This window comes from Thermoleophilum album (assembly GCF_900108055.1).
In the GTDB taxonomy this organism is placed as follows: Bacteria; Actinomycetota; Thermoleophilia; order Solirubrobacterales; family Thermoleophilaceae; genus Thermoleophilum; species Thermoleophilum album.
The window spans coordinates 811,620-835,680 of sequence record NZ_FNWJ01000002.1 but is presented as its reverse complement, the minus strand read 5'-3'; the positions used below and the strand labels follow the sequence as shown (position 1 = coordinate 835,680).

The 24,061-nt window shown below is 68.5% G+C and carries 23 protein-coding genes and 1 riboswitch; of the genes, 7 read left to right on the top strand and 16 right to left on the bottom strand.

Going from position 1 to position 24,061, the window contains the following annotated elements; all coding sequences use genetic code 11:
* Nucleotides 1-90: 90 nt before the first annotated feature.
* From BLW41_RS10085 to BLW41_RS10070, 4 genes are read right to left on the bottom strand one after another with little or no spacing between them, the layout of a single operon-like run.
* Complete coding sequence (locus BLW41_RS10085) at nucleotides 91-369, bottom strand: 4Fe-4S dicluster domain-containing protein (RefSeq protein WP_093118709.1); 279 nt, start codon at nucleotides 367-369, stop codon at nucleotides 91-93.
* Nucleotides 366-1,289 carry a succinate--CoA ligase subunit alpha gene (locus BLW41_RS10080; RefSeq protein ID WP_093118707.1) on the bottom strand — a complete coding sequence of 308 codons (924 nt, stop codon included), beginning with the start codon at nucleotides 1,287-1,289 and terminating at the stop codon, nucleotides 366-368. The genes BLW41_RS10085 and BLW41_RS10080 overlap by 4 nt, the downstream gene beginning before the upstream one ends.
* A 14-nt stretch (nucleotides 1,290-1,303) precedes the next feature.
* A complete protein-coding gene (locus BLW41_RS10075) occupies nucleotides 1,304-2,521 on the bottom strand; it encodes an ATP-grasp domain-containing protein (RefSeq protein WP_177169473.1) in 1,218 nt (405 codons plus the stop codon).
* 13 nt (nucleotides 2,522-2,534) lie between these two features.
* On the bottom strand, nucleotides 2,535-3,620 hold the full coding sequence (locus BLW41_RS10070) for an HpcH/HpaI aldolase/citrate lyase family protein (RefSeq protein WP_093118703.1): 1,086 nt from the start codon (nucleotides 3,618-3,620) through the stop codon (nucleotides 2,535-2,537).
* 137 nt (nucleotides 3,621-3,757) lie between these two features.
* Here BLW41_RS10070 and BLW41_RS10065 point away from each other — a divergent pair, with 137 nt between their 5' ends.
* Entirely contained in the window at nucleotides 3,758-4,279 is a 522-nt protein-coding gene (locus tag BLW41_RS10065) for a MaoC family dehydratase (RefSeq protein ID WP_093118701.1), read from the top strand.
* Nucleotides 4,280-4,360: 81 nt separating this feature from the next.
* Here BLW41_RS10065 and BLW41_RS10060 read toward each other — a convergent pair whose 3' ends face one another.
* The 5 genes from BLW41_RS10060 to BLW41_RS10040 all read right to left on the bottom strand — a co-directional run bounded on the left by BLW41_RS10060 (nucleotide 4,361) and on the right by BLW41_RS10040 (nucleotide 8,414).
* Nucleotides 4,361-4,561, bottom strand: coding sequence for a CAP domain-containing protein (locus BLW41_RS10060; RefSeq protein WP_093118699.1), 201 nt, complete (start codon nucleotides 4,559-4,561; stop codon nucleotides 4,361-4,363).
* Nucleotides 4,546-4,845, bottom strand: a complete 300-nt coding sequence (locus BLW41_RS11115) for a spore germination YkwD domain-containing protein (RefSeq protein WP_093118697.1) — start codon at nucleotides 4,843-4,845, stop codon at nucleotides 4,546-4,548. Before BLW41_RS11115 ends, BLW41_RS10060 begins: the two co-directional genes overlap by 16 nt.
* A 50-nt stretch (nucleotides 4,846-4,895) precedes the next feature.
* A riboswitch (cyclic di-AMP (ydaO/yuaA leader) is annotated at nucleotides 4,896-5,036 on the bottom strand.
* A gap of 59 nt (nucleotides 5,037-5,095) precedes the next feature.
* On the bottom strand, nucleotides 5,096-5,884 hold the full coding sequence (locus BLW41_RS10050) for a sugar transferase (RefSeq protein WP_093118695.1): 789 nt from the start codon (nucleotides 5,882-5,884) through the stop codon (nucleotides 5,096-5,098).
* Nucleotides 5,885-6,071: 187 nt separating this feature from the next.
* Nucleotides 6,072-7,469 carry an oligosaccharide flippase family protein gene (locus BLW41_RS10045; RefSeq protein ID WP_093118693.1) on the bottom strand — a complete coding sequence of 466 codons (1,398 nt, stop codon included), beginning with the start codon at nucleotides 7,467-7,469 and terminating at the stop codon, nucleotides 6,072-6,074.
* On the bottom strand, nucleotides 7,470-8,414 hold the full coding sequence (locus tag BLW41_RS10040; RefSeq protein ID WP_177169472.1) for a glycosyltransferase family 2 protein: 945 nt from the start codon (nucleotides 8,412-8,414) through the stop codon (nucleotides 7,470-7,472).
* Nucleotides 8,415-8,483: 69 nt separating this feature from the next.
* On the opposite strand from BLW41_RS10040, the gene BLW41_RS10035 reads away from it, so the two are divergent.
* Nucleotides 8,484-9,920, top strand: a complete 1,437-nt coding sequence (locus BLW41_RS10035) for an O-antigen ligase family protein (RefSeq protein WP_093118689.1) — start codon at nucleotides 8,484-8,486, stop codon at nucleotides 9,918-9,920.
* On the opposite strand, the gene BLW41_RS10030 is transcribed toward BLW41_RS10035, so the two are convergent.
* Entirely contained in the window at nucleotides 9,917-11,116 is a 1,200-nt protein-coding gene (locus BLW41_RS10030; protein WP_093118687.1) for a glycosyltransferase family 4 protein, read from the bottom strand. The genes BLW41_RS10035 and BLW41_RS10030 overlap by 4 nt on opposite strands.
* 96 nt (nucleotides 11,117-11,212) lie before the next feature.
* On the opposite strand from BLW41_RS10030, the gene BLW41_RS10025 reads away from it, so the two are divergent.
* Nucleotides 11,213-12,280, top strand: coding sequence for a glycosyltransferase family 2 protein (locus BLW41_RS10025; protein WP_093118685.1), 1,068 nt, complete (start codon nucleotides 11,213-11,215; stop codon nucleotides 12,278-12,280).
* Here BLW41_RS10025 and BLW41_RS10020 read toward each other — a convergent pair.
* Complete coding sequence (locus BLW41_RS10020) at nucleotides 12,277-13,287, bottom strand: hypothetical protein (protein WP_093118683.1); 1,011 nt, start codon at nucleotides 13,285-13,287, stop codon at nucleotides 12,277-12,279. The genes BLW41_RS10025 and BLW41_RS10020 overlap by 4 nt on opposite strands.
* Before the next feature lie 31 nt (nucleotides 13,288-13,318).
* Here BLW41_RS10020 and BLW41_RS10015 point away from each other — a divergent pair, with 31 nt between their 5' ends.
* Entirely contained in the window at nucleotides 13,319-13,936 is a 618-nt protein-coding gene (locus BLW41_RS10015) for a hypothetical protein (protein ID WP_143038697.1), read from the top strand.
* 485 nt (nucleotides 13,937-14,421) lie between these two features.
* Here BLW41_RS10015 and BLW41_RS10010 read toward each other — a convergent pair whose 3' ends face one another.
* From BLW41_RS10010 to BLW41_RS09995, 4 genes are all read right to left on the bottom strand, one after another.
* On the bottom strand, nucleotides 14,422-14,781 hold the full coding sequence (locus tag BLW41_RS10010) for a hypothetical protein (protein ID WP_143038696.1): 360 nt from the start codon (nucleotides 14,779-14,781) through the stop codon (nucleotides 14,422-14,424).
* 93 nt (nucleotides 14,782-14,874) lie between these two features.
* Nucleotides 14,875-16,893 (bottom strand): O-antigen ligase family protein, encoded by a 2,019-nt coding sequence (locus BLW41_RS10005; protein WP_093118677.1) that lies wholly within the window; start codon nucleotides 16,891-16,893, stop codon nucleotides 14,875-14,877.
* Nucleotides 16,894-16,938: 45 nt separating this feature from the next.
* Nucleotides 16,939-17,637 (bottom strand): polysaccharide deacetylase family protein, encoded by a 699-nt coding sequence (locus BLW41_RS10000; protein WP_177169471.1) that lies wholly within the window; start codon nucleotides 17,635-17,637, stop codon nucleotides 16,939-16,941.
* A gap of 101 nt (nucleotides 17,638-17,738) precedes the next feature.
* The gene (locus tag BLW41_RS09995) at nucleotides 17,739-18,428 is read right to left on the bottom strand and encodes a class E sortase (RefSeq protein ID WP_093118674.1); all 690 of its coding nucleotides are present in this window, start codon (nucleotides 18,426-18,428) and stop codon (nucleotides 17,739-17,741) included.
* Between the two features lie 79 nt (nucleotides 18,429-18,507).
* Between BLW41_RS09995 and BLW41_RS09990 the strand changes: the two genes are divergently transcribed.
* The 3 genes from BLW41_RS09990 to BLW41_RS09980 all read left to right on the top strand — a co-directional run bounded on the left by BLW41_RS09990 (nucleotide 18,508) and on the right by BLW41_RS09980 (nucleotide 22,326).
* The gene (locus BLW41_RS09990) at nucleotides 18,508-19,191 is read left to right on the top strand and encodes a GNAT family N-acetyltransferase (RefSeq protein WP_143038695.1); all 684 of its coding nucleotides are present in this window, start codon (nucleotides 18,508-18,510) and stop codon (nucleotides 19,189-19,191) included.
* 78 nt (nucleotides 19,192-19,269) lie between these two features.
* A complete protein-coding gene (locus tag BLW41_RS09985) occupies nucleotides 19,270-21,093 on the top strand; it encodes a phosphoenolpyruvate carboxykinase (GTP) (protein ID WP_093118670.1) in 1,824 nt (607 codons plus the stop codon).
* 102 nt (nucleotides 21,094-21,195) lie between these two features.
* The gene (locus BLW41_RS09980) at nucleotides 21,196-22,326 is read left to right on the top strand and encodes a GNAT family N-acetyltransferase (RefSeq protein ID WP_093118669.1); all 1,131 of its coding nucleotides are present in this window, start codon (nucleotides 21,196-21,198) and stop codon (nucleotides 22,324-22,326) included.
* A 113-nt stretch (nucleotides 22,327-22,439) separates the two neighbouring features.
* Here the strand turns inward: BLW41_RS09980 and BLW41_RS09975 are convergent, their stop codons facing one another.
* Nucleotides 22,440-24,059, bottom strand: a complete 1,620-nt coding sequence (locus BLW41_RS09975) for a tyrosine-protein kinase domain-containing protein (RefSeq protein ID WP_093118667.1) — start codon at nucleotides 24,057-24,059, stop codon at nucleotides 22,440-22,442.
* Nucleotides 24,060-24,061 lie beyond the last annotated feature (2 nt).

Sequence of the window (24,061 nt, the reverse complement as noted above, 5' to 3'; positions counted from 1 at the left end):
CGACCAAGTGGCGACTCGTCGGCTCACTGGCGGCTCACCGGCCGGCCACGGGCCCGACCGACGGCTAGCGCTTCGCTGGCCGCTAGCGCCTCAGGTCCTCTCGAGGACCGTGTCGTCGTAGAGCTTGCGGATCCGCAGCTTGCCGGCCGGCGCGAGGTCGAGACAGAGTTCGCAAAGCACGCACTCGTCGAGGTTTTCTTCGACGATTTCGACGCCGTTTTCGCCGACCTTGAAGATGTCGACCGGGCAGGCCTCCGCGAGCTTGCGCGCGAGCTCGCGGTCACCGCGGATCGAGTCGTCGAGCTCTACCTGAATGAAGACGCCGTGCAGGCGGCGCTCGCCGGTCTGTGTTTCGCCAGCAGCGGTCACGCTCTGACCTCCTTGCCGATGCGCTCGCGAACGAGCTCGGGGATCTCGGATATCTCCTCGGCAACCGTGATGCCCGCGGCCTCGAGCCGCGCGATCTTCTCGGCGGCGGTGTCCTCCTTGCCCTCGACGATCGTGCCCGCATGGCCGAAACTCATCCCGGGCATCTCGTCCATGAAGCGGCCGGCCATGAAGGCGACGATCGGCAGGCGACAGTCGTTCTCGGTGACGTAGCGCGCGAGTTCCGCCTCCATCCGACCACCGGGCTCGGAGTAGATGACGATCGCCTCGGTTTGCTCGTCCGCTTCGAAGAGCGGTAGCAGCTCGGTGTAGGTGGAGCCGATGATCGCGTCACCGCCGATCGAAACCGCCGTTGACTGCCCGAGTCCGGCCGCGGTGAGTGTCGAGGAGATCTCCGTGGTCATGCCGCCCGACCGCGACATCACGCCAACCGGTCCCGGGGTGTAGGCCTTCGCGGCGTCGCGCGCTGGACCACCGATGCCGCCCATCTTGATCACGTCGGGGACCATGATCCCGAGGCAGTTGGGGCCGATGATGCGCGCGCCGCGCATCTCCGCGAGCTCGACCATCTGGGCCACGTCACGGCGCGGGATCCGCTCGGTGACGATGACGATCAGCTTGATGCCGTTCTCGATCGCCTCGAAGACGGCGTCCTTACAGAACGCGGGGGGCACGGTCACGACCGAGCCATCTATCGGCCCGCCGTGATGCTCCACGCACTGCTCGACGGAATCGAAGACCGGCACACCGTGGACGGTGCGACCCTTCCGTCCCGGCGTGACACCGCCGACGATCTTCGCGCCCTTGCCGTACTCGAGGCACTCCTTCGTCAGGTTCACGGCCTCGCGGCCAGTGATGCCCTGAACGATGAACGTCGTGTTCTCGTCGATCAGGATGCTCACGCTTCGGACCTCCGCTAAGCCGCTACCGCCGTGCCCTGGATCTTCTCGACCGCGCGCCGCGCGGCCTCGTGCATCGACACCGAGCGGTCGCAGTACTCGACGCCGTAGCGCTCGAGGATCTTGTATCCCTCGTCCTCCCAGGCCCCCGGAATCCGGAAGATCGCGATCTTCTCGGCGGGGTCGTACCCGAGCTCCAGGCAGGCCTTGATGACGCCGCGGGCGACGATGTCGACGCGGGTGTTCGACACGATCGACATCATCACCGCGATCTTGTCGACTCCCGGCTTGCTGAGCACGAGTTTCGCCAGCTCGCAGGCCTTGCGCACCGACGGGTTACCGCCGATCTCGCAGTAGTTGGCGGGGCGCCCGCCGTACTTGCGCACAGCGTCGAAGAGCGTGAGCGAGCCGCCGCCGGCGCCAATCACGAGACCGAGGTTGCCGTCGAACTCGGTGACGTTGCCGGCGACACCACGGTGATCCATGGCGTCGATCTCCTCGCCGCGCAGCTCGAAGGGGGTCGGTTCGCGCGCCTGGCGTGTCTCCTCGGGTCGCACACCGAGCTCCTGGAGCAGCTTCTGTTGGCGCGGCCGCGCTTCGTTCTCCATCTCCATGTGCGCGTCGAGAGCGACGAAGCTGCCGTCCTCAAGCTCCCCGAGGGGGTTGATCTCGGCGAGCGTCATGTCGTACTTGACGAACAGCTGCGCGAGCTTGGCGAGGATCTGGGCGGCACGGTTGAGCTGCGAGCCGGTTACGCCGACCCGTGCCACGCACTCCTTTGCCTCGAAGCCGGAGAACGGCAAGACGTTGGAGAAGTGGCGACGCGCCACGTGCTCGGGGTGCTTTTCGGCGACTTCCTCGATGTCGATGCCGCCCATGTCGGAGAAGATCATCACCGGTCGTTTGCGGATGCCGTCCCACACGACGCCCGCGTAGTACTCCTTCTTGACCTGGGCGCGGGGGTCGACGAGCACGCCCCGTGGCTTGTGGCCCCGGATCTCGAGTTGGAGGATCCGCTCGGCGTGCGCTGCGGCTTCCTCGGGCGTGTCAGCGAAGGCCACGCCACCGGCCTTCATCCGGCCGCCGGTGAGTACTTGCGACTTGATCACGACCGGGCCGCCGATGCGCTCGGCGATCGCCCGCGCCTCTTCGGGCGTGTGCGCGAGCCCGTAGTCGGTTACAGGGATGCCTTCGCGCTTGGCAATCGCCCGCGATTCGTACTCGTAGAAGCGCACTGGGCAGGTCCTCCTAGGAGTTGGCGACCGGTTCGCGCTGTGCGAGGTGCTCGAAGCCGTAGAGCTCGGCCAGTTCAGGGTCCTTGCGGGCGAGCATCTCGGCGAGCGAGACCATCACCTTGCACTGCTTCCAGGTCGCGTCGTCCTGCATCTTGCCGTCGATCATGTGCACGCCGCGCCCGTCGGGGATCGCTTCGAGCACCTTCTTGGCGAACTTGACCTCGTCGACCGGCGGGCTGAACACCTTCTTGGCGATGTCGATCTGCACCGGGTGCAGCGACCACGCGCCGACGCAACCGAGCAGGAACGCGGCGCGGAACTGGTGTTCGCAGCCGACGGTGTCGCGGATGTCGCCGTACGGCCCATAGAACGGGAGGATTCCGGCCGAGGTGCAGGCGTCGACCATCCGCGCGATCGAGTAGTGCCAAGGATCCTGCTGGGCGGTGGCCCGCGGCGCGTCGGGGTTCTCGGGATCCGGGTCTTCGATCACGCGGTAGGCGGGATGGCCGCCGCCGACCCGCGTCGTCTTCATCCGCCGCGAGGCCGCGAGGTCGGCGGGCCCGAAGCTCATGCCCTGCATGCGCGGGCTCGCCGTCGCGATCTCCTCGACGTTCACGACGCCGAGCGACGTCTCGAGGATCGCGTGCACGAGGATCGGGCGTTCAAGGCCGTGCTTGGCTTCGAGTTGCGCGAGCAGCCGGTCGACGTAGTGGATGTCCCAGGGGCCCTCGACCTTCGGGACCATGATCACCTCGAGGCGATCGCCGATCTCACCGACGAGCCGCAAGAGGTCGTCGAGCACCCAAGGGCTGTCGAGCGAGTTGATGCGCGTCCACAGCGCGCAGTCGCCGAAGTCGACCTCCTTGGCGAGTCTGATCAACCCTTCCCGGGCGGCTTCCTTACGGTCGGCGGGGATCGCGTCTTCGAGGTTGCCGAGCAGGATGTCGCACTTGCGCGCCAGCTCGGGGAGCTTCGACGCCATCTTCTCGTTGGATGGGTCGAAAAAGTGGATCATCCGCGAGGGCTTGAAGGGGATCTCGCGGAGCGGCTCGGGCGCGCCGATCGCCAGCGGCTGGAAGAACGCTCTCGGGTTTCGCATGGCGCGCGAATGGTATTGACTGGAGAGTCAACACGTGCCCTCGCCCGTTACGATTCCGCGTCCCGAGGTGTCGTCGCGGCTGCCACCGGCGGTCGCAAACGACGACAAACAGCAAGCTGACGAGAAGCTGGAGAGGGATGAGCGAAACCGAGACGAGGCAGCTCGAGATCGACCAGGCGGCGCGCGAGGCATCCGGTGCGCGTCCGTACGGTCGCTATCTGGAGGAGTTCGAGGTCGGTGCCGTCTACAAGCACTGGCCGGCCAAGACCGTGACGGAAGCGGACGATCACCTGTTCTGCCTCCTAACGATGAACCATCATCCGCTCCACATCAACGACGAGTACGCGCGGCGCTCTCAGCAAGGTCGCAACGTAGTCGTTGGGCCCTACGTGTACTCGTTGGCGCTCGGTATGTCGGTGGCCGACGTCTCCGGTAAGGCGATCGCGAACCTCGCCACCGAGGAGCTTTCCCACCCCAACCCGGTGTTCCACGGTGACACGCTGTACGCCGAGTCGGAAGTGCTGGAGGTGCGGCCTTCGCGGTCGAAACCCGATCGGGGGGTCGTGAAAGTGCACACGCGGGTGTTCAAGCAGGACGGCACGCTCGTTTGCGAGTTCAAACGAGCAGTGCTGGTGCCGCGCCGAGAGCCGGCTTCCTGAGCGTCACTCGCGGGGCGGCTAGCTCGCCTTACCGTCCCCAGCGAGCCGTCAGGACTTACCGATATCCGCGTACCGCCGCCTTCAGCCGCCGAAGTGGGCAACCCAGAAGGTTGCGCGGCGTCCGTTGAGGTAGCCCTGAACGCGCGCGGCGCCGACCCAACGGAAGCCGCGGTACGTGATCACACTGCGGTGCGCCGGCGAGCGCAACCAGGCGCGGAGCACGCTGGGAGTGGCGCTGCGCGCCCGCCATCCGTAGCGGAAGGCGATTATCTCCCCGCGCACGCGAAGGCCGGCGAGGGCGGGGGGCCGACGTGTGCGAAGCGGCTTTGGCGTGCCAGCACAAGCACGGCCTCGCGGCTCGAACGATCGAGCGACTTGAGAACCCGCAGCGGCCGCACACCCGCGGCGCGCCGGGCCGCGTTGAAGCCGTCGAGCAGCGGGTGCGGTCGCGACGTGCGCGCAGCTTCGGCCCTTGCCCCGCCGCTCGCGGCGAGCACACCCGAGGTCGACGCTGTAGCGACCGCTAGCAGCAACACGGTTACGGGGCGGATCGCACGGGAGCGCATACGGTCGACCTCCGTTTCTCTCGCTGGGTGGCGAGGGAGTGTCTGGACGGGGCTCTTGTCGCTGCGCCTACGGGGTTAGCTGTCGGGCTCGCGCTATGCGCGTCACGGCGCTCGGACCGCGATTCGCCCCGGGGTTGACTGGGTCCCCCGCCCGCTAGCCAGTGCGGCTATCGGCTCGGCGCGGCTGGAACGCTAGCAGCGGCGGCGGACGCCAGCGGACCCGAGCGGCCGGGTCGTGAAACAGCGCCGCTTACGCGGCGTTCTGGTACGCCGGCTCCGGCTCGGCGTGCTCGGTGAGGTTTTCGGTCGGTGGGGCCGCCGGCTCGCTGCGCTTACGGCGCCTCACCGACATGCGACCGTCGCGTCGATGAACGGCGACCGGCACCCGCAGCACGACCGTCACGAACGTCCAAAAGAGAATGCGCAAGTCGGTGCGCAGCGACCAGTCGGACACGTACATCTGGTCGAGCGCAAGTTTCTGGGGGAGGATCCGTTGCAGGTACTGGAGCAGCGGCCGTTCGTGACTCAGTACCCGGTCCTCCTCTGCGAACGCCACCTGCGAGGGACCGGTGATGCCCGGTCGCACACGCAGGATCACGGCGTAGTCGTCGGCGTGTTGGGCGACGAACTCGGGGCTTTGCGGCCGCGGTCCCACCAAGGACATGTCGCCCTTGATGACGTTGAGAAGCTGCGGCAGCTCGTCGATCTTGAGCCGCGATATGACGCTGCCCACGCGGGTGAGGCGCTCGTCGTTCGCGACGGTAAGTGGGGGGCCGCCCGCGTCGACGTGCATCTTGCGCAGCTTGTACATCCAAAAATGGCGACCGTTGCGCCCCACGCGTAGGGACCGGTAGAGGGGCGGGCCCGGCGAGTCGATCACGACCGCCAACGCCGCGAGGGCGATCAACGGCGCCGTTAGCAGCAGGATCGCGCTGGCGACAACGACGTCGAGCGCCCGCTTTACGGCGGGCGCGGCGCGCGTTTGCGCGGAGCGGCAATGCGCAGGGGGTGTTTGGGTGGAGGGGGCTGGGAACCGCACCTAGTCGGTATGTGGGGAAGTTGCGGGTCTGAAAGCGGCCGACCGACCGTCGGCCGGTCTGGGGCTCTCGCCGAACACTCTACGACAGCTCGGCGGAGCGCGCCAATCGTCGGTCGATCGCCGCCGGCTCCGCGGTTCCGTCGGTCGAGCGCCGCCGGTTGCGTCGCCGCCGGTTGCGGTTTTCGAATCAGCGGCTGGCCGTGCCCGGAAGCGATGGTCGCGTCAGCTGCGCGCGCACAACTTGCGCGAGCAGGACGAGATCTTGGGGCCGAGGTAGCAGCACTGCCGGTCGGGCGCCCAGCTTGTGACAGAAGAGGTAGGCGGCGACCAGGCCCCCCGATAGGTAGCCACAAGTCGAGGCGATCGCAGCACCGGTGCCTCCGAGCTGCGGTATCAGCACGACGTCCAGGGTGACCATCGTCACGAATGCCGCGGCCGCGGCGATGCTCTCAAGCCCCGGCATCCGCTGTGCGCTGAGGGCATCGCCGAGGAGCTTGCTCGCCACGATTCCCAGCGCTCCCGGGACGAGCAGCCGAAGGTCGTCGATCGAGCCCGCGAACGCCGGTCCGAAGACCCGCGTGCAAAGCGGCGGGGCGAGCAGGAAGAGGAGCAGGCCAAGCACAGAGGTCGCGAGGATCGCGAGCCGGAAAACCAGTGACGCCTGGCGAGCCGCGTCCGCGCGCGACGCGCGCACCAGGTCGGGCCGCTGCACGAAGGCGAGCGCTGTCGGCAGGAAGAAAAGAGCTTCGAACCAAGCGACCGCAATGCTGTAAAGCCCGAGCTCACGACGCCCGGACAGCGCCGCCAGGATCCACTGGTCGACCCGGAAGCTCGCAAGCATCAGCACCCAGCCGACGTGGCCGCGCAGGCCGAACGCCAGCATCGCCCGCCACAGCGCGAGATCCGGGCGCCCGAGGCCGCCAGCGAGGCGCACAGCGACCACGAACAAGAGCGCTGTAGTTAGTACCTGACCACTCACCCAAACCGCAACGGCGGCACGCACACTGAGGACGCCGGTGAGGGCCAAGGTGGTGTTGACGACGACGTTGGCGAGCGAGGGAAGGAAGATCCCGACACTCATCGCGCCGAACCGGTACTGCGAGGAGACGAGGGCCAGGAGGGCCGCCTGGAGCGAGAGGAAGGGCAACGAGAGGAGGACGATCGCCAAGTCCAGGGGCATCGCTCCGGCGGTCGCGTTCGGCACCGCCGCAAACAGTCCGACGGTGGCGAGGATCGCGCCCGCACCGGTGGCCGCCGACAGCACCAGCGAGGCGGTGAGCAGGCGAGCGAGCAGCTCCGGGCGTCGGCCCCCAAAGTTCGAGCAGGCGATCGGCACCCCAAGCAACAAGGCCTGATAGGCAATCGAAGCGACGGTGGTCAGGAAGGCCACGGACCCTCTGCCCTCCGGGCCCAGCGCGCGGGCGATTACCAGGACGTTGAGGAACGAGAGGCTGGCGTTGAGGATCTGCGCGGCATAGCTGAGCGCACCCGACCGGATCAGCGGGGGGCGATGCGCTGCGGGCGGTCGACGGGCCCCGTCCGAGCGGGTGGCGGCGCCCTGTTCGTCTCCGCTGCCTTGTCCCACTCAGCCGTGCTCGGCCGCCAACTCAGCCTCGGCGCGCCTTAAGAGGTCGCGGACGGCCTCCTCCGAGAGGACCTTCGGGCGCGTGAATCGCGCGGTTAGCTTGCGTAGCTGGCTGCGCGCAGCGGGCCGCGGATGCGCGACTAGGGTCTTTAGCGCGAGGCGCGCCCGCAAAGGGAGGGGAAGGGCCTCGATCAGCGGCAGCAGGAGGCGGCAGCGCGGGGGAGCCGTCGAGCGCAACCACAGTCGCCGCCGCGAGCGCCACAGCTCGGGGTGGTGACGGCGGAGATCGTCCAGGTTCTCGTGCAGCGATGCGAGCGAGGAGCGCCACATCCGGCTGCTCGAGTGGACGCGGTAGTACATGAAAAGGCGGGGCACGAAGACCCCGCGCGCGCCCAGCTCGGCAAGGCTGAGGTACAGATCCCAATCCTGGTAGGCGGCATCTTGCCGCCATCCACCCGCCGCAAGCAGGGTGCTACGACGCAGCAGTGGCGTGCCGGGCAAGGGATTTACATGCGTGAGCATCCACCGATCAATCGGCAGTGCCGCTCGCCAGCGGAGATCGGAGCGGCCGAAGCTGCGCACCTCACCCCAGGCGACATCCGCAGCCGTTTGCTCGAGTACGGCGAGAAGCGTGCGCAGAGCGCCCGGCGCGAGCACGTCGTCGGCATCGAGCGGTTGCACGAACGGGGAGCTCGTCGCGGCGACGCCGCGCATGCGCGCCGCACTCAAGCCCTGGTTCTCCTGACGGATCACGCGAGCCCCGCGGGCGCGCAGCTCGTCTAGCTTCCGGAGAGTTGCGGGGTCGCTCGAGCCGTCGTCGACGATCACCAGCTCTGCTGGCTGTTGAACGAGTGCGGAACGGTAGGCGTCCTCGACCGTGGCGCCATCGTTGTAGCAGGGAATCACCACCGCTACGGGCAGTGTTTGGGCGGCGCTCGCACTCACCTCGAGCAGCTATCTGAAAGCTTGGCTTGCGGTCTTGGGATCACTCGATCGACCGTACGATATTTCGCAGTGGGGCGCGCCGTAGAGGTTTCGCAACAAGAACAATGGCTGGTTGCGCAGCCCTCTGTCGGCACTCCGACGCGCCCGCGCGGCGCCCTTCCAGCGCGACTGCCACTGATCGCGGCGGCGCTGCTCGCGCCGCTACTTGCCTGGCTTGCGGCGACCGTGCCGGTGCTCGCGGTCGGTTTAGTGGCGGGCGTCGCGTACGCCTGGCTGGCGTTCGTCTCCCGGACGACGGCGCTTGCGCTGCTTATCGCCGCAAGCCTTTGCGAGGGCGTGCCCGCGGTAAACCTGGCGGTGAAGGTCGGCGCGCTGGTGGTGACTGCTTCGTGGTTCGTCGATCTGTTCGCCGCTGGGGAGCGGGAACGTCCGCGGTTGTTGACCACGCCAACCGACTATCTGATGCTCGCCTTCCTGGCCTGGATCACGCTCTCGCTGTTGTGGGCGGTCGACGTTTCGGCAGCCGCCGGCGACCTCTGGCGGTGGTGGTCGCTGGCGCTCCTGTTCTTCATCTGCAAGGACGAGGTCGCGCGGCGGGGCGCCGGGACGACGCTTCTGGCAGCGCTGTACTGGGGAGCGGTTGCGTCGGTCCTAATCGGTGCGCTACTCCCGGGCATCGTGCCGATCCTCGACCGCGGCGCGTTCGTCGAGGGCAGGTTGCGGGGTGGCATCGGCGACCCTAACTTCACGGCCGCCTTCACGCTCATGGGGCTAGCTCTGGCGGGCGTGCTGATTGCTCGTCAGCGCAACCCGGTACTCAAGCTCTGTTACGCGCTCGGAGTACCGATTCTTGCCTTCGGACTGGTCGCAACTCAGTCGCGCGGCGGGTTGATCGGTGCTGCAGTGGTGGCGGTGGTCGCGTTCCTGGTACTGAAGGAACAGCGCGCTCGCCTGCTGACCGTGGTCGCTTTGTGTCTGTCGGTAATGGCGCTTTACCTGGTGAGCGTGCCAAGCGGCTGGGAGCGGTTGACACGAACCGATGACGGCGGTAACGGTCGCAGTTCGCTGTGGACAGTTGCTTGGCGGGTGGCGGAGGACCACCCGCTGCTCGGCGTGGGGCTCAACAACTTCCCGGCGGTCGCCGCTGATTACACGCGCGCCCCTGGCCAGCTGACGTTCGTCAACCTGATCGTCGATTCACCGCACTTTGTCCACAACACTTATCTGCAAGTGCTAGCCGAGCTGGGCGTCGTCGGATTCGCACTGTTCATCGCTTTCGTTGGGTCGGCGCTGCTGCGGTTGCGCCGGCGTTTGATCGCGGCGCGGGCGCAGCGGGATCGTCGGGCGGTGGCGGATCTGAGTGCCGTTTCGATCGCGTTGGTTGGCCTCCTCGCGACCTTCACGTTCGTGTCGGGAGCGCTCGACAAGCGCCTGTGGGTGCTGCTCGCCCTCGCCACCGTGCTGCCCGTGTCGGCCGACGACAAAGTCGGCGAGCGGCGGGATTAGCGGCGCGCGCGCCGCAGAAACTCGGCCACTCGCTGCGCTTCCGGTTCCAGCGCATGCTCGGCGGCGAACTGCCGGCCTCGCTCGGCGAGCTCTGCGTAGGTTTGCCGGTCACGCAGCAGCGCCACGACCGCCTTCGCCAGGCTCTCGGGCGTTCGGTCGGCGACCACGCGGACGTGTTCGCCGAAGAACGAGGCGATGTCGCCGGCGTCGGTCGCGACGACCGGTAGCCCGAAAGACAAAGCCTCCAGCAAGACCTGCGGGATCCCCTCGACCTTGGCCGTGTGCAGGAGTAGGTCGGATTGCTGGTAGAGCGAGCGCAGGCGTGCGAACTCGACGTCTCCGAGCAGCTGTACCTCCGCCGCCAGCCCGAGTTGCTCTGCCCGCCCAAGGAAAGCCGCGCGCAGCCGCCCGTCACCGGCCCAGGACAGCGTGACCCGTCGGCCGGCGCGCGTCTTCAGCTCGCGCAGGACGTCGAGCGCAAGCAGTGGGTCCTTCTCCGGCTCGAGTCGTCCGACTGCGAGCAGCCGCCACGATCGGGCCGCGTTGCTCGGGGTCGCGGCGCGGCCATGCTGGTCCGAGCGGTTCGTGGCCATCGCCACCGGCACCGTGGCCGCCACGTGGACCAGCGTGTTCTGGGGCTGGCGCCGGTAGAGGCGAGCGATGCGCTCGCCAACCACCGTCATCGCCAACTTCCGTCCGCGGGTCCGTAAGTACAGCTCGGTCGGCGCCAACAGGGGTACCGCCAGGAGCTCGCGCAGGCTGGCGGCGCGCCCCCACCAGTAGGACATGCCGGGCTGGCGCACCCCGAGCACCGGTGTGGCGCCCGCACGGCGTGCGGCGCTCAGCATTGGCCAGGTCAGCGGGTGGGGTCCGAACAGCCAGGCGACGTCAGCTCGCTCGAAGGCCGCCCGTGCGCGCCGCACTGTCGCCGGGGCGGCGCGAAGGAAGGCGCGGGCATCGCGCAAGCTTGGGTAGAAGGGAAGCCCGACGAACTGGCCCGAGGTGAGCGGTCCCACGGGGCGCAGGGGTGCGCCGTCGGGGGCGCTTCGCGTGAGGATCGTCGCGTCCGAGAAGTGTGCGGCGACGGCCAGCGCAAAGGTCATAAACTGCGCCGACGTCCCCGCGGTGTGCAGCCACGGCACGCCGTCGATTTCGCGGACGTCGGAGATCGTGTCGATCCAGATCGCTAGCTTCATGTCGCGCCGGTCACCTGTTTGTGCGCTTCGCGCTGCCCGCTCAGAAGCGGTTTTACTCGCGGCAGAGCTCGGACGCGCGCGCCGCTGAGAGCCTCGATGGTCGCAGCAGCAACGGGGCAGGGGGAGCTTGACGGCGGCGTCGATGTGAGCGTCTTGGTGCCGTTCCTCAACGAGGAGGCGTACCTGCCGGACAGCATGCCGGCGATGTTGAACCAAGAGTTCGACGGCCGCGTCGAGTACCTGTTCATCGACTCCGGTTCGACCGACGGCGGGCGGGCGGTGGTCGAGGCCTTCGCCGAACAGGACCCGCGCATTCGGCTGCTCGAAAATCCGGCGCGGACGACCGCTGTCGGGCTCAACATCGGGCTGCGCCATGCGCGGGGCCGCTACGTGGCGCGGATGGATGCGCACACGATCTATCCGTCCACGTACCTGCGGGACGGTGTCGAGCGCCTCGAGCACGGCGACGCCGACTGGGTGAGCGGGCCTCAACTGCCGGCTCCGCGGGGGAAGTGGTCGCGGCGCATCGCCCTCGCTCTCGGCACCTGGTTGGGGACCGGCGGGCCCGCCTACCGCTTGCCGCCCGACGCCGAGGAGGTCGAGGTGGACAGCGGTTTCACCGGCGTGTGGCGGCGCCGCACCCTGGAAGAGCTGGGCGGCTGGGACGAGGCTGCGAGTCCCAACGAGGATGGGGAGCTGGCAGCGCGGATGCTCGAGCGCGGCATGCGTCTCGTGATGCTGCAGCGGATGGCGGCTTCGTACTGGCCGCGCGAATCGCTCGAGGGGCTCGCGCGCCAGTACTACCGCTACGGACGGGCGCGAGCGCGAACCTGGCGCCTGCACCCTGACGCGATGCGCCCGACGCACCTCCTACCGCCGCTCGTGTTGGGTGTCTTGGTAGCGGTCGGTGCGGCACCGTCTCGCCGTCTGCGCGCAGCCGCTCGCGTCGGCAGCGGTGTTTGGCTAGCGGCGATCGCCTCCACCGCGGTCTCTTCACGTCGGCGGGCGAGCGCGTCTCTCCGAGACGCGCTCGCCGTACCGCTCGTGGTGGCTGTTATGCACCTCTCCTGGGGAGCGGGTTTCGTGGCGGGATCGCTGCGCCACGGACCCCCCGTGCGGGCCTGTTGGCGTGCGCTGAGTCGCGCACTCCGCCGGGCCCGCTAGCTCGGCGGCGCCACCTGGTAGACGCGTAGGTACTGCCGCCAGTCGACGCCCGACTTGATGTCGAAGTGCCAGTCGTCGTAGGTGGGGTCGTAGGAGATCCCGCCTTGCGCCTGATTGTCGCGTGCGAACTGGGCGACCGGATCCTCGTAGCCGAAGCTGGTGTAGCTCTCGCCGGCCTGGAACTGCCACCACATCGCTGGGTTGCCGGTGGTGTCACCGATGTAGGAGCCGTAGCGAGCGAGCGCCTTGAGGATCGGCTTCTTCCAGGCTGGCACCGGCAAGGCGTCGATCTGCGCGTCGGTCATCTCGAGCCGCACCAAGGCACCCATCGGTGGCGCAGAGCCTCGGTAAGTGGACGAGCAGGGTGCGCCCGTGCCGTTCGGCGCGGACGGCCACACCGAGCTGCCGTTGGTGCAGCGAACCGCCAAGAACAGGGCGTGCTCGATGCGCCCCGCCTTGAGTTCTTCGCCGCGCACGATCCCGGCCGCCAGACCGAAGTGGGCAGCGGTCGCGTTGGTGCCGAGGCCATTCCCATCGATCCGCGTCTTGCCGCCCCAACTGATGTTGAGGACGCCGCCTTGGCCGACTGGACCGTCCTTCTGCACATTCCAGAAGTCGTACTCCCAACCGGTTTGCTGGTCGATCACCGCGAGGTGCTTGTCGGTGCCCCCCGCCGGCCGCGCCTGCGCGGGGATGCGCACCTGTGCGCCCTCGACATCGCAGGTTCCCCACTGCTCGGTGCAGTGGATCGTGAACACCGGGTCGGTGGGACGCGAGAAGTAGATCGGGTGCTGCCAGTCGCCGGTGTTCATGCCGATCGGGCCGCCCCAGTCCATCAGCTGCCCCACGATCTGGGAGGAGTTCGAGAGGGGACGCACCCGTCCCTGCGCCTGGAGCTCCGCGAACGTTTGATTGAAGGGCGAACTCGCGCCGTAAGGACGCCAGCACGCCGACGGCCAGTTGCCGACGTCGAAGGTTCCCCAGCCGAAGGTCCAGGACGGGCTCACCGTCGGAGAGCAGCCTACGCTGGCGCTGCTGGTGCTTCCGCTGGACGATCCCGCACCGCTGGTGGTCGAGTCGGTTGGTGACGGTTGGCTGCCGCTCGTACTACTGGAGCCGGAAGTCGTGCCGGATCCCGTGCCGGATCCAGACGTCGTAGCGCCGCTCGTTGACGTCGTCGGAACTGGCGCCGGGCACGTGGAGCAAGTGCTTGGCGACTCGGTCGAGGGCGTCGGTGCCGGCGCCGGACGACTCTTGCGACGCGTCCCGGACCTGCGAAGGAAGAGCACGAGGCGCGCCTCCGTGGCCAGGTTGCGCCACACCGAGCGCTCGCGGGAGCGCGCGGCGCTCGCCACGCGGGCCAGTCGCGGGGGTCGGATGCGCACGGTGCGCTGGCGCGTCCGTAGCGCCCGCCGCAGCTTGCGAGCGGAAACCGGTTTGCGGGCCGAGCGCCCAACGACCAGCAGTGACGAGTGGATGCGCGAAGCCTGGATCTTCGGCAACCGGAAGACGAGGCTTCGGCCTTCCACCCGGGTTGGCTTGAGACTGGCCAAGGATCCGGTCTTCGCTGAAGCCGGCTCGCTGCCAACGCCAAAAGTGACCAAGGTGATCGCAGCGCCCGCCAGCAGTAGGCGAAAGCCGCCCCTGACACGCTGAGGGTCGAATTCGAACATGTCGGCGTTCTTGGGTCACGCCGCCGTTCCCGGTGCCGCTTGTCTCGGACAGCCGCGAGCTCGCGCGCGACGCGGCCGTGAGCAGCAGCCGTCTCGTCTTCGGGCACGACGACTGGGCTTGCGTCTCGCACCCGTGGAGATCGGCCGCCCAGGCAACGACCATGCGCCGACTGCCGCAAATATCGACGGACGTACGAAGAACGTCCGGACACGGAGGCAACCAAGAGGGGAGAGGCGGTGTCCTGGCCGCCTTACGAAAAAGTCACGTGCAAGGAGCTGCGCGCACGCGCGCGGAGCGCGTTAAACAGTCACAGTCGCGCCTGCCGGCGGCTCGCGCCCGGCAAGCCGACCAGCAGTGGGCGCGAACTTCGCAAAAAACGCCGGAGCCGGCTCAAGCCGGCCCCGGCGAATCCGTCAGAAGAACGTAAAGGGGGTAGGGGAAGGGGCGGGCAAGCGACCGGGCGGCCGTTAAGCCTCGGCGGACCTGGTCGACAACCGCCGCACAGCGAGCCCCGACCCGATCAGGGCCAGCGCCACTGCCGCCATCACACCAAGCTCGGCGCCGGTGAACGGCAACGCTCCCTGCGCCTCGTTATGTGAGACGGTGTTCGACACCGCCAGCGGCCGCACCGGAGCGGAGCCGGACTGCGATACCGCCTGGGGCTCCGAGACGGAGGGACCGGCGGGTGGCGTGTTGTTCGTACCGACTACAACACCACCGACGCTTCCGTAGCCCTCCTGTCCGCTCGTCTGCGCGAAGGCGAGACCTGCGAGCCCGACGGAAAGCGAGGCTGCTACTACGAAGATTGTTATTACTCTCAAAATCACCTGTCGCTCCGGGGCTAGCTTGCAGATCGAACGTTCGTCGATCGTACAGCATCTGCCGGCGAACCACCAGCAACTTGTGCGCAGCACGGTCGGTTAGCGCAGGTTTGTGCGGCGCGCAACGTCCTCACGCAGCAGCGCGAGCGTTGCCAACGGGCTGGGCGGGCGCCGGCGACGCACGGCGTCGGCGACGATCCGAATCGCCCCGTTACGAGGCGCTAGTCGACGGGCGCGAGCGACGTCTCGGGATCCGCTCTGGTCGCCGCGCGCGAGACGCACCACGCCCCGCAGGAGCAGCGCCTCCGGACGGTTCGGCGCGCGCTCTAGCGCACGCGAGAGCTGGCGCTCGGCGGCCCGCTCGTCGCCGCGCGCAAGTTCGACGGTGGCCAGCGCCACGAGCGGCGTGGGCGCCAAGGGGTTGAGGGTTGCCGCCCGCTCGAGCAAGGTGCGCGATGCCGCGGGGTCGGCGACGCCGATCGCTTGCCCGCGCCTCAGGTTTCGGTCGTAGGCCCACTGGACGGTCAGCATTAGACCGGCGAGCAGGGCAGCAACGAGGCCCAGATAGCGAACGCGTCGGTTAAGTGGTGCTCGCTGGTCTTCGCCCTCGAGTGGCTGGCTGGCCGCCAGTGCTAGGAACACCAGAAAGGTGGCGCTGAGGGTCGGAAACTCCCACAGCCAATCGCCCGCTGCGTGCAGAAAGAAGTAGGCGGCGCCGACGGCTAATGCCAACAGCGTCATCCGCAGGTCGGGGTGACACCGTCTCAGCGTGCGTCTGCTGGTCAGCGCCGCGCTCAACAGCGCGCCACCCAACAACAAGGCTCCCACCAGACCGGTTCCGGCAAGCGTCTGGAGCGGCAGGCTGTGCGCGAAGTAGGGCGTCTCCAGTGAGCGTCCCTTACGCAGATAGGCGAGCGCGAAGTTCTCTGCGCCGTGACCCAACAAGGGACGCGCCCGGAACTCGGACCACGCGACCCGCCAATAGTCGTAGCGGAACTGTTGACCGAGGCCGCTTGCGAAACGCGAGCCAGCAGGTTCGTTGCTGTGCTGGCTGGCGCCGGTGAACTCACGCCACCAGGTACGCGTCTGCTCGACCGGTTTGCCGTGCGTGGCGCTCAGCACGGTCGCGCCGAGGACAACCACCAAAGTCGCGGCCGTCAGCAGCCGTGCGAGCGGGCTGGCCAACGCTGCGCGTGCCAGGCGCCGGTCGACCAGCGCGAACGCCCAAGCCAGGAGGGCCGCTACTAGCATCGCTCCAGCCAAGGGCTCGATCAGTGGGTCGATCAGCGTCGCGCCGCTAGCCGACGGGCGGTAACGCGGGTAGACGTCGAGCAGTCTTGGCGTCAAGGCCGCTAGCGGGAGCAAAACGGGTAGCGAGAACAAAAGCAGCCGCGGCAGCTCGCGCACGAGCAATAGCAGCGGCAGCATAAGTAGCAGGGCGAGCAGCCAGCCGCGACTCTGCCCGAGGGCGGCGAGCGAGATCAACAGAACGCAACAGGCAGCGCTGGTGGCACGCAGCAGCGGTGTCAGCGACCGGTCGGCGCTCAGGACGAGCGCTGGCAGGCCGGCGAGCGTCCAGAGCGCGACGTTGGCGTTGGTGTAGCCGACCGGCTCGGCCAAGCGGCCCTCGTGAAAGTGCTGGAAGGCAACTGCCGCCGTTGCGGCCGCCCGCAGCTCGAAGAGGGCGACGACGCTCACCGCCACCACCCATGACAGCGTCAACGTCCGGACGATGGGCGGCGCCGGCGGCCACAGCACAAGCGGAGCGCAAGCGAGTGCTGCGACCGCCACCCGCAATCCACCGTCGAGGGCCGTCCACGGCTCGTCGGCCCAGAGCGCCGAGAGCAGCGACAGGGCGGCGTAGCCAGAGACCCCAAGCAGCAATAGGAGCGACCCTCGGGCCGGTGCCGGAGTGGGCAGGAGCAACAGACCGAACACCAGCGCCACCGCCAGCACGAGACCCGCGAAACCGTAGGTCTCAGCGCGAAAACCGCCTTCGTCGACGGCCATCCACACGAGCACCGCGAGCGCGACGAGCGCGAACGGCAGTGCGGGGTTGGCGGACAGCAGGGCCCCCAACTGATCGCGCATGCGCTGGGGCATTCGGCGAGGCGGCATCACTGACACTTGCTAATCGATAACGCGAGCGCCCGGCGCCGGTCGCTACGAGCTTTTCTCGGGGCGCAACAGCGCCCACGCGCCAGTCGAGCGCGCCCAGACGCTCCAAGGGTGCGACTTCAGCAGGAAACGCACGCCGCGATCGACCCGAAAAACGCCGATGCGTGGCCAAGCCAGCGGCCGCGGGGCGGGCAGGCGGCCGGTCAGCACCCCGGCTGCGCGGTACCCGGCCGCCTCGGCGGCCGCGATCACCCGCTCATCGTAGGCTCCATATGGGTAGGCCAGGGTCTCACAGGGGCGGTCCAGCTGTTCCTCGATCCAGGCTTTCGAGCGGGCAAGCTCGTCCGCAAGACGGTCGTCGGCGAGGGTCGGCAGGCGCGGATGAGAGACCGTGTGCGAGCCGACTTCCCAGCCGGCTGTGCTCAGAGCCCGTAGCTGCTCGAGCGTAAGCGGACGCAGCTCGTGCTCGTGAGGAGTCCCCGACCACTCTTCTATACCGGGCCACCGAAGCGGCTTGCCGCTGTCAATGAAGTGAGTGGGCACAAACACCGTGGCCCGCGCACCGAGCCGCTCGAGCACGCGCTGCGCTCGCGTCCAAGTCGACTCGTAGCCGTCGTCGAAGGTGATCGCGGCGATTTTGCGCGCCGGGCCACCGCTGCTGACCTGGGCCACGAGCTCGCCGAAGGTCAGGAAGCGATAGCGGCGCCGTCGGAGCGCTTGAATTTGATGCTCGAGCTGGCGCACACCGACCGCGAGCGGCGAAGGCCAGTCGTCGCTGACAGCGTGGTAGCAGAGGACGATTGCTCGGTGCGTGGGGCTCGGGATCCTGCGAGCGTAACTCGAACTCAGCGTCCCTGCTGCTTGATCACCGGCGGTCTGCGCGCGACCAAACGGGCGAACACCACGATCCGCTGCGCCGCGCTGTAAAGCGGATGGCAGGCGCTCAGCACGAGCCGTTCGTAGCCGACGTTGCGGAGGATCCAGAAGGCGTCCGGGTCGACGATTTGCGTCCGCTGGACGCGGTAGACGAAGGTGCCGTAAGGCATATCCACGATTACCCGCTGGCCGCGCCGCAGGCTGTCGAGGTGGCGGAAGGGAGCCCCATGCGTAGTGCGGTGCCCGGCGATCGCGACCGTCCGGCCGCGACCCGGCAGCGCCGTCTCCGGGTAGTGACCGGGGCCTTTGCGCAGGTCGTCGAGTCCGGTCCCCTCGACCACCCAGTGTGCCTCCCCGAGGCTTGGGAAGCGGATCCTCCCGATCGCATCGCCGGGCAGCGGGCGACGAGCGATGACCCGCCGTACAACGCGCGGGTCGCGCAGCTGTCGCTCGAGCGTCTGTTGCTCGCGCGCAGCAAGCACCGCCGAGATCGGCTCCTGCCAGACCACTGTGACGACAGCGTCCGCCAGCAGCAGGCAGCCGCTCGTGATCATCACCGAAGCCGCGAAACGCAGGAGCGGTTTTGCGGCCGACCGCAGCCGTGGCTTTCCGCGTTGCGTCCCCCGCCCGTGCTCGCGGGCCCTGATGGCCGTCGTCACGCGGTCAGTGTAAGGCGGCCCGGCCGGGCGCGCACGCCATCCCGTGGTGGCAGGGCAAGCGAGGCGCTAGCTTGGGCGCGTGCCTGCAGTCCTCGCCGCAGTGCTGCCGCTGCGCCTTTGGCGGCGGTTTCGGGAGCTTGGTCCCAGGGCCGCGTTCGAGCGTGCTGCCGGACGCTTGCTGCGCGCTCTGTGGTGGCAGGAGGAACACGTCTGGTACGCGCTTCCCACCGAGGGCGTGTCGGGTTCGCTGCCAGCTGGCTACTCACTGGCCCGCCTGCGCGGCGAGCGCTCCTTGCGCGAGCTCCTAACACGGGGGATCGAGGTCGCCTCGGCGGCCGCCTACGTGGCCGCCGGGGGCGAGCTTTGGTTGCTCGAGGGAGCGACCGGTGATCTCGCCTTCATGTGCTGGATCTTCCGCGAACGAGCGCCCGCGCTCGCCGCACCCGGGGGTTGGTTCCGCCCCCCCGCAGGCAGTGCCGTGCTCGAAGACTCGTTCACCGCTCCCGCCCACCGTGGTCGCGGCCTTGCGCCGGCGGTGTGGCGAAAGATCTGCGCGGCGTTGGTGGACGAGCGGATCGCGACGCTGCTGACAAAGGTCGAAGTGACCAACATGCCGTCGCGTCGCGCCTGCGAAAAAGCCGGTTTCGAGGAGGTCGGGCGGATGCGTTACCGCCGCCGGGGCCTGCGCCGAGAGGTCGTAATCGAAGGCAGCGATCCGCGCGCGGACGCGTTGCGCCAGGCGTTGATCGCCGAGTCGGGTTAGGCTTACCTTGCCCGCGCCCCGCGGGCGACGCCGTTCTTGGGCGTCCGAGGCGACAGCGAGGAGCTAAGACACCAAGCCATGGCGAAGCAGATGAGTCCGATTGCTGCCACCGCTCCAACCACCCACGCCCGCCTGCTCACCTGGGTCGAGGAGATCGCGGAACTCACCGAACCCGCTGAGATCCACTGGTGCGACGGGTCGGCTGAGGAGTACGAGGCTCTTTGCCGCAAGCTCGTCGAGTCGGGCACGTTCGAGCGGCTTTCCGATGCCAAGCGACCGAACTCCTACCTCGCGCGCTCCGATCCCGGTGACGTCGCTCGCGTCGAAGATCGCACTTTCATCTGCTCGGCCCGCGAGGAAGACGCTGGACCGACCAACAACTGGCGCGATCCGCGGGAGATGCGTGAGACCTTGACGGAGCTGTTCCGCGGGTCGATGCGCGGTCGCACGATGTACATCGTGCCGTTCTGCATGGGTCCGCTGGGGTCGCCGATCTCGCACATCGGCGTGCAGATCACCGACTCGGCGTACGTGGCCGTTTCGATGCGGATCATGACGCGGATGGGTAAAGCGGCCCTCGAACAACTTGGGCAGGACGGTGATTTCGTGCCCTGCTTGCACTCCGTCGGGGCTCCCTTGGAGGAAGGTCAGGAGGACGTTCCCTGGCCCTGTGATGCCGAGAACAAGTACATCGTCCACTTCCCCGAGACCCGCGAGATTTGGTCGTACGGGTCGGGCTACGGGGGCAACGCCTTGCTCGGCAAGAAGTGCTTCGCGCTGCGTATCGCCTCAGTTATGGCGCGCGACGAGGGTTGGCTCGCCGAGCACATGCTGATCCTCAAGATCACCTCGCCCGAGGGCACCGTCAAGTACATCGCCGGCGCCTTCCCTTCGGCTTGTGGCAAGACCAACCTGGCGATGCTCGTCCCCACGCTGCCTGGTTGGAAGGTGGAGACGATCGGTGACGACATCGCCTGGATGAAGTTCGGTCCGGACGGGCGCCTCTACGCTGTCAACCCGGAGGCCGGTTTCTTCGGTGTAGCCCCCGGAACCAGCCCCAAGACCAATCCCAACGCGATCGCCACGCTGCGCGCCAACGCGATCTTCACGAACTGTGCGCGCACCGACGATGGCGACGTCTGGTGGGAAGGCCTCACCGACGAGCCGCCGGCTCACCTCGTCGACTGGCGCGGCAATGATTGGACCCCGGCCAGCGAGACGCCGGCCGCGCACCCCAACGCACGCTTCACGGTGCCCGCCGCGCAGTGTCCGTCGATCGCCGCGGAGTGGGAAGATCCGGCGGGGGTGCCGATCGACGCCTTCCTCTTCGGCGGCCGTCGGGCCACCACCGTACCGCTGGTGTGCGAAGCGTTCGATTGGCAGCACGGCGTGTTCCTAGGGTCGATCATGGCCTCGGAGACGACGGCGGCAGCGGCTGGCGAGGTCGGCAAGCTGCGTTTCGACCCGATGGCGATGCTGCCGTTCTGCGGCTACCACATGGGCGACTACTTCGCCCACTGGCTGTCGCTCGAGCGCAAGCACGACGGCGCTCGCCTGCCCCGGATCTACATGGTCAACTGGTTCCGGCGCGGCGAGGACGGCTCGTTCTTGTGGCCAGGCTACGGCGAGAACAGCCGGGTGCTCGCATGGATCTTCCGGCGTTGTGAGGGGCGCGCGGAGGCCGTCGACACACCGATCGGAAGGGTGCCAGCGGTCGATGCGCTGGACCTCGCCGGTCTCGACGTCGACCGCAGCACGGTGGCGGAGCTCCTCAAGGTCGATCCAGCGGAGTGGCGCGCGCAGCTTCCCCAGATCCGCGAGCATTACGCGCGCTTCGGCGACCGTTTGCCGAAGGAGTTGCGCGACCAGCTCGCCGAGCTCGAGCGTCGAGTCGCAGGCTGACCGAGCGCTGCGCACAGGGCGGTCGGGCGCGGCTCGCGCACGAGGGCGCGCGCTAGTCGTCGAACTTGTGATCCGTAGAGCGGGTGGGCTCCGGTCGCCGGTGTGACGGTCGAACTAGTCGAAGACCAAGACACCCTTGCTGGGCTCTGGGCCGAGCTTGCCGAGCGGTCGACCAATGTCTTCGCGACCCCCGAGTGGCACAGCGTTTGGTGGCGACACCTCGGGAACGGTCGCAGCGTGATCGCGGTCGACCGCGCGCGCGAGCTGATCCTGCCGCTCGAGGTGCGGCGCATCGGGCCCCTTACGGTCGCGCGCACGGCGGGACACGGACCGGCTGACGAGCTAGGGCCGATCGGCCGACCGGGGGCGTGGCGCGCAATGCCCGAGCTAGCGGCCGCGGTGGCGCAAGTCGCTCCGCTCTTGATCGTCGATCGCGTCCACCACGATGAGCGAGCCGAGACCGACGCCGACGCCGCCCCGGCTTCGGAGCGAAGCGATCGCGCCGCCGACGCGGGCGCTCCGCAATCGTCACGGCCGCTACTGCCGCGCCGGAAAGTGTCACGGCCGCTGCTGCTGCGCCGTGAAGCGTGGCCGGTCGTCGATCTTCCGGAAGGTGGTTTCGAGGCGTACCTCGCGGCGCGAAGCGCCAACTTTCGCCAGCAAGTGCGACGCAAGACGCGCCGCGCCGTAAGGGAGCTTGGCCTGCGCTTCCGACTCGCCGAGCCGGCCACCTTCGAGCGGGACTTCGCGACGCTCCTGCGGCTCCACAGGATTCGCTTCGGCGAGCGCTCGGTGGCCTTCACGGGGCCGCGCGAGGCGTTCCACCGCGAGTTCGCGAAGGTCGCGCTGGAGCGCGGGTGGACGCGCCTATGGATCGCCGAGACCGACTCCGGTGACGCGGTCGCGTCCCTGTACGGCTTCCGTTTCGCCGGCGTCGAAAGCAACTACCAGATCGGGCGTGACCCCACCTACGACCGCTGGTCGTTGGGCTTCGTGCTGTTCGCGCGGGCGATCGCCCAAGCTGCCGAGGAAGGCATGCGCGAGTATCGGATGCTGCTCGGAGACGAGGGCTACAAGTACCGCTTCGCGACCCGCGACCCGGGCGTTTTCACCTATGCGTTCGCGGCTTCGCCGGTCGCCCGTTTGCTAGCCCGCGGCGGGCGCGCAGCGCTGCATTTGCGCGGCCGTCTGCGACGACCTTCCGGCCGCTCCCCGCGCGCTTCCGACGAGTAACCGCCTAGCCCGCGCAGCGGACGCCTTGGGCGCCAGCTACTGCTGCTGAAGCGCCAGCTACTGCTGCCGACGCGGCTGCCGCGCTGCAGCTCCTGCTGCTGCTGCCACGGCAGCTACCGCTGCTGCTGCGCCAGCGCCTTGCGCTGTTCGCCGGTCGCGGCTGCCTGCTGAGCGCCGGCGGCTTGCCCGTAGCCGTAGTAACCGCGTCGGCCGGTGCGCACGCCGCAAACGATGTAGCCGCCTAGGCGGGCACGCGCCCGTGCCAGCAAATCGCGAGCCAAACGCAGCTCGCGCCGGTCCGTCCAGCCCGGACGCACGGCCAGCAGCACGAGATCGACGCTGCGAACGATCGCTAACGCGTCGGCGACGTGTCCCAGCGGCGGCGAATCGACGACCACGTAGGTGGCGCTGCGGCGAGCGGCATCGAGGAGGTCGCGGTAGCGGCTCGATACGAGGTCGATCGGGGCGCCATCAGCGATGTCGCGGCGGATGACGAGTGCCCGCAACTGAGGTGAGCCAGGAACGCTCACCAGGCGTCTAGCGATCAACTCTTCAGGGTCTAGCTCGAGCAGGTCGTCGACGGCCAACTGCTGCAACGCCGGAACACCGAGCCGCGAGGCGACGTCGGGTTTGCGCAGGTCGAGGTCGAGCAGGATCGTGGGGTGTCCGGTGGCAGCCAGCGACATCGCGAGCGCCGTCGCCGACGTCGTCTTGCCGTCGCCGCTGGAGGCGCTCGTCAGCAAGATCCCGCGCCCCAGCTCCGGCTCGTTGCCGGCGCCGCCCGCTCCGCGCGCAGCGGCGCGCGCGCCGTTGAAGTGGAGTTGAGCGACGACCGTACGGAACGATTCCCAGACCTCGCTCGGGAAGCTCGGGCTGCCGCCTGCGCGGGGCTCCGGAGCCGCCGCGAGCCGGGGGACGCGCGTCAGTACCGGCAGCTCCAGGATCTGCTGGGCCTCTTCTTCGTCGCGGACCTTTTGACGAAGCTGGTCGAGGAGCAGGGCCGATGCCACCCCCAAGCCGAGTCCGCCGACTAACCCGGCGAGCGCTACGAAGATCACGGGGGGACCTAGCGGTGCACGCGGCAGTTCGGCGGCGCGCGAAATCGAGAGCGTCGGGTCGCCCCGCGCGACCACCGTGCGCAGGCGATCGATGCGATTGGCGAGGTCGGTGCTCGGCTCGAGCGTCTGCACGCCGGTGCTGCGCTGCTGCGAGAGCAAGCGCGCGAGTTCGATCCGCGCCTGTTGGCGGAGGGCCGCCGAGCGGACGTCGAGCGCCGCGCGCGCGAAGCTGTCCGCCAGGCGTTGAGCGGTGCGCGGATCACCTGCGCGTGCACCGACGTCGAGCAGGTTACTCTGCCCGATTGGCTCGACCTGCACGGCCTCGAGCACCCGATCACTCGTCCAGCCGTCGCCCAATTGGCGAGCTACCGCCTGGGCGACCGCCGGCGACTCGACGAGGGCGGCCGCGGTCTGCATCGTGCGCGTCGGGTCGCCCGGGGTGTCGCGCACGACGTCAAATCCGAGGAAGGTCGGGTCGTCGGCACTCACCGGCGTGACGAGTAGTTGCGCGTGCGCTTCGTAAGTCGGTGGGCGGAGGAGTCGCCAACCGAGCGCCGCGGCGAGCACTAGGAGTGTGATTACCGCGATCAGGAAGGCGTGCGCACGCAACGCCCGCGACAGAACGCCAAGCGTGCGAGCATCATGGGGCGCGTGCGGCTGCTGCTCGCTTGGCACAA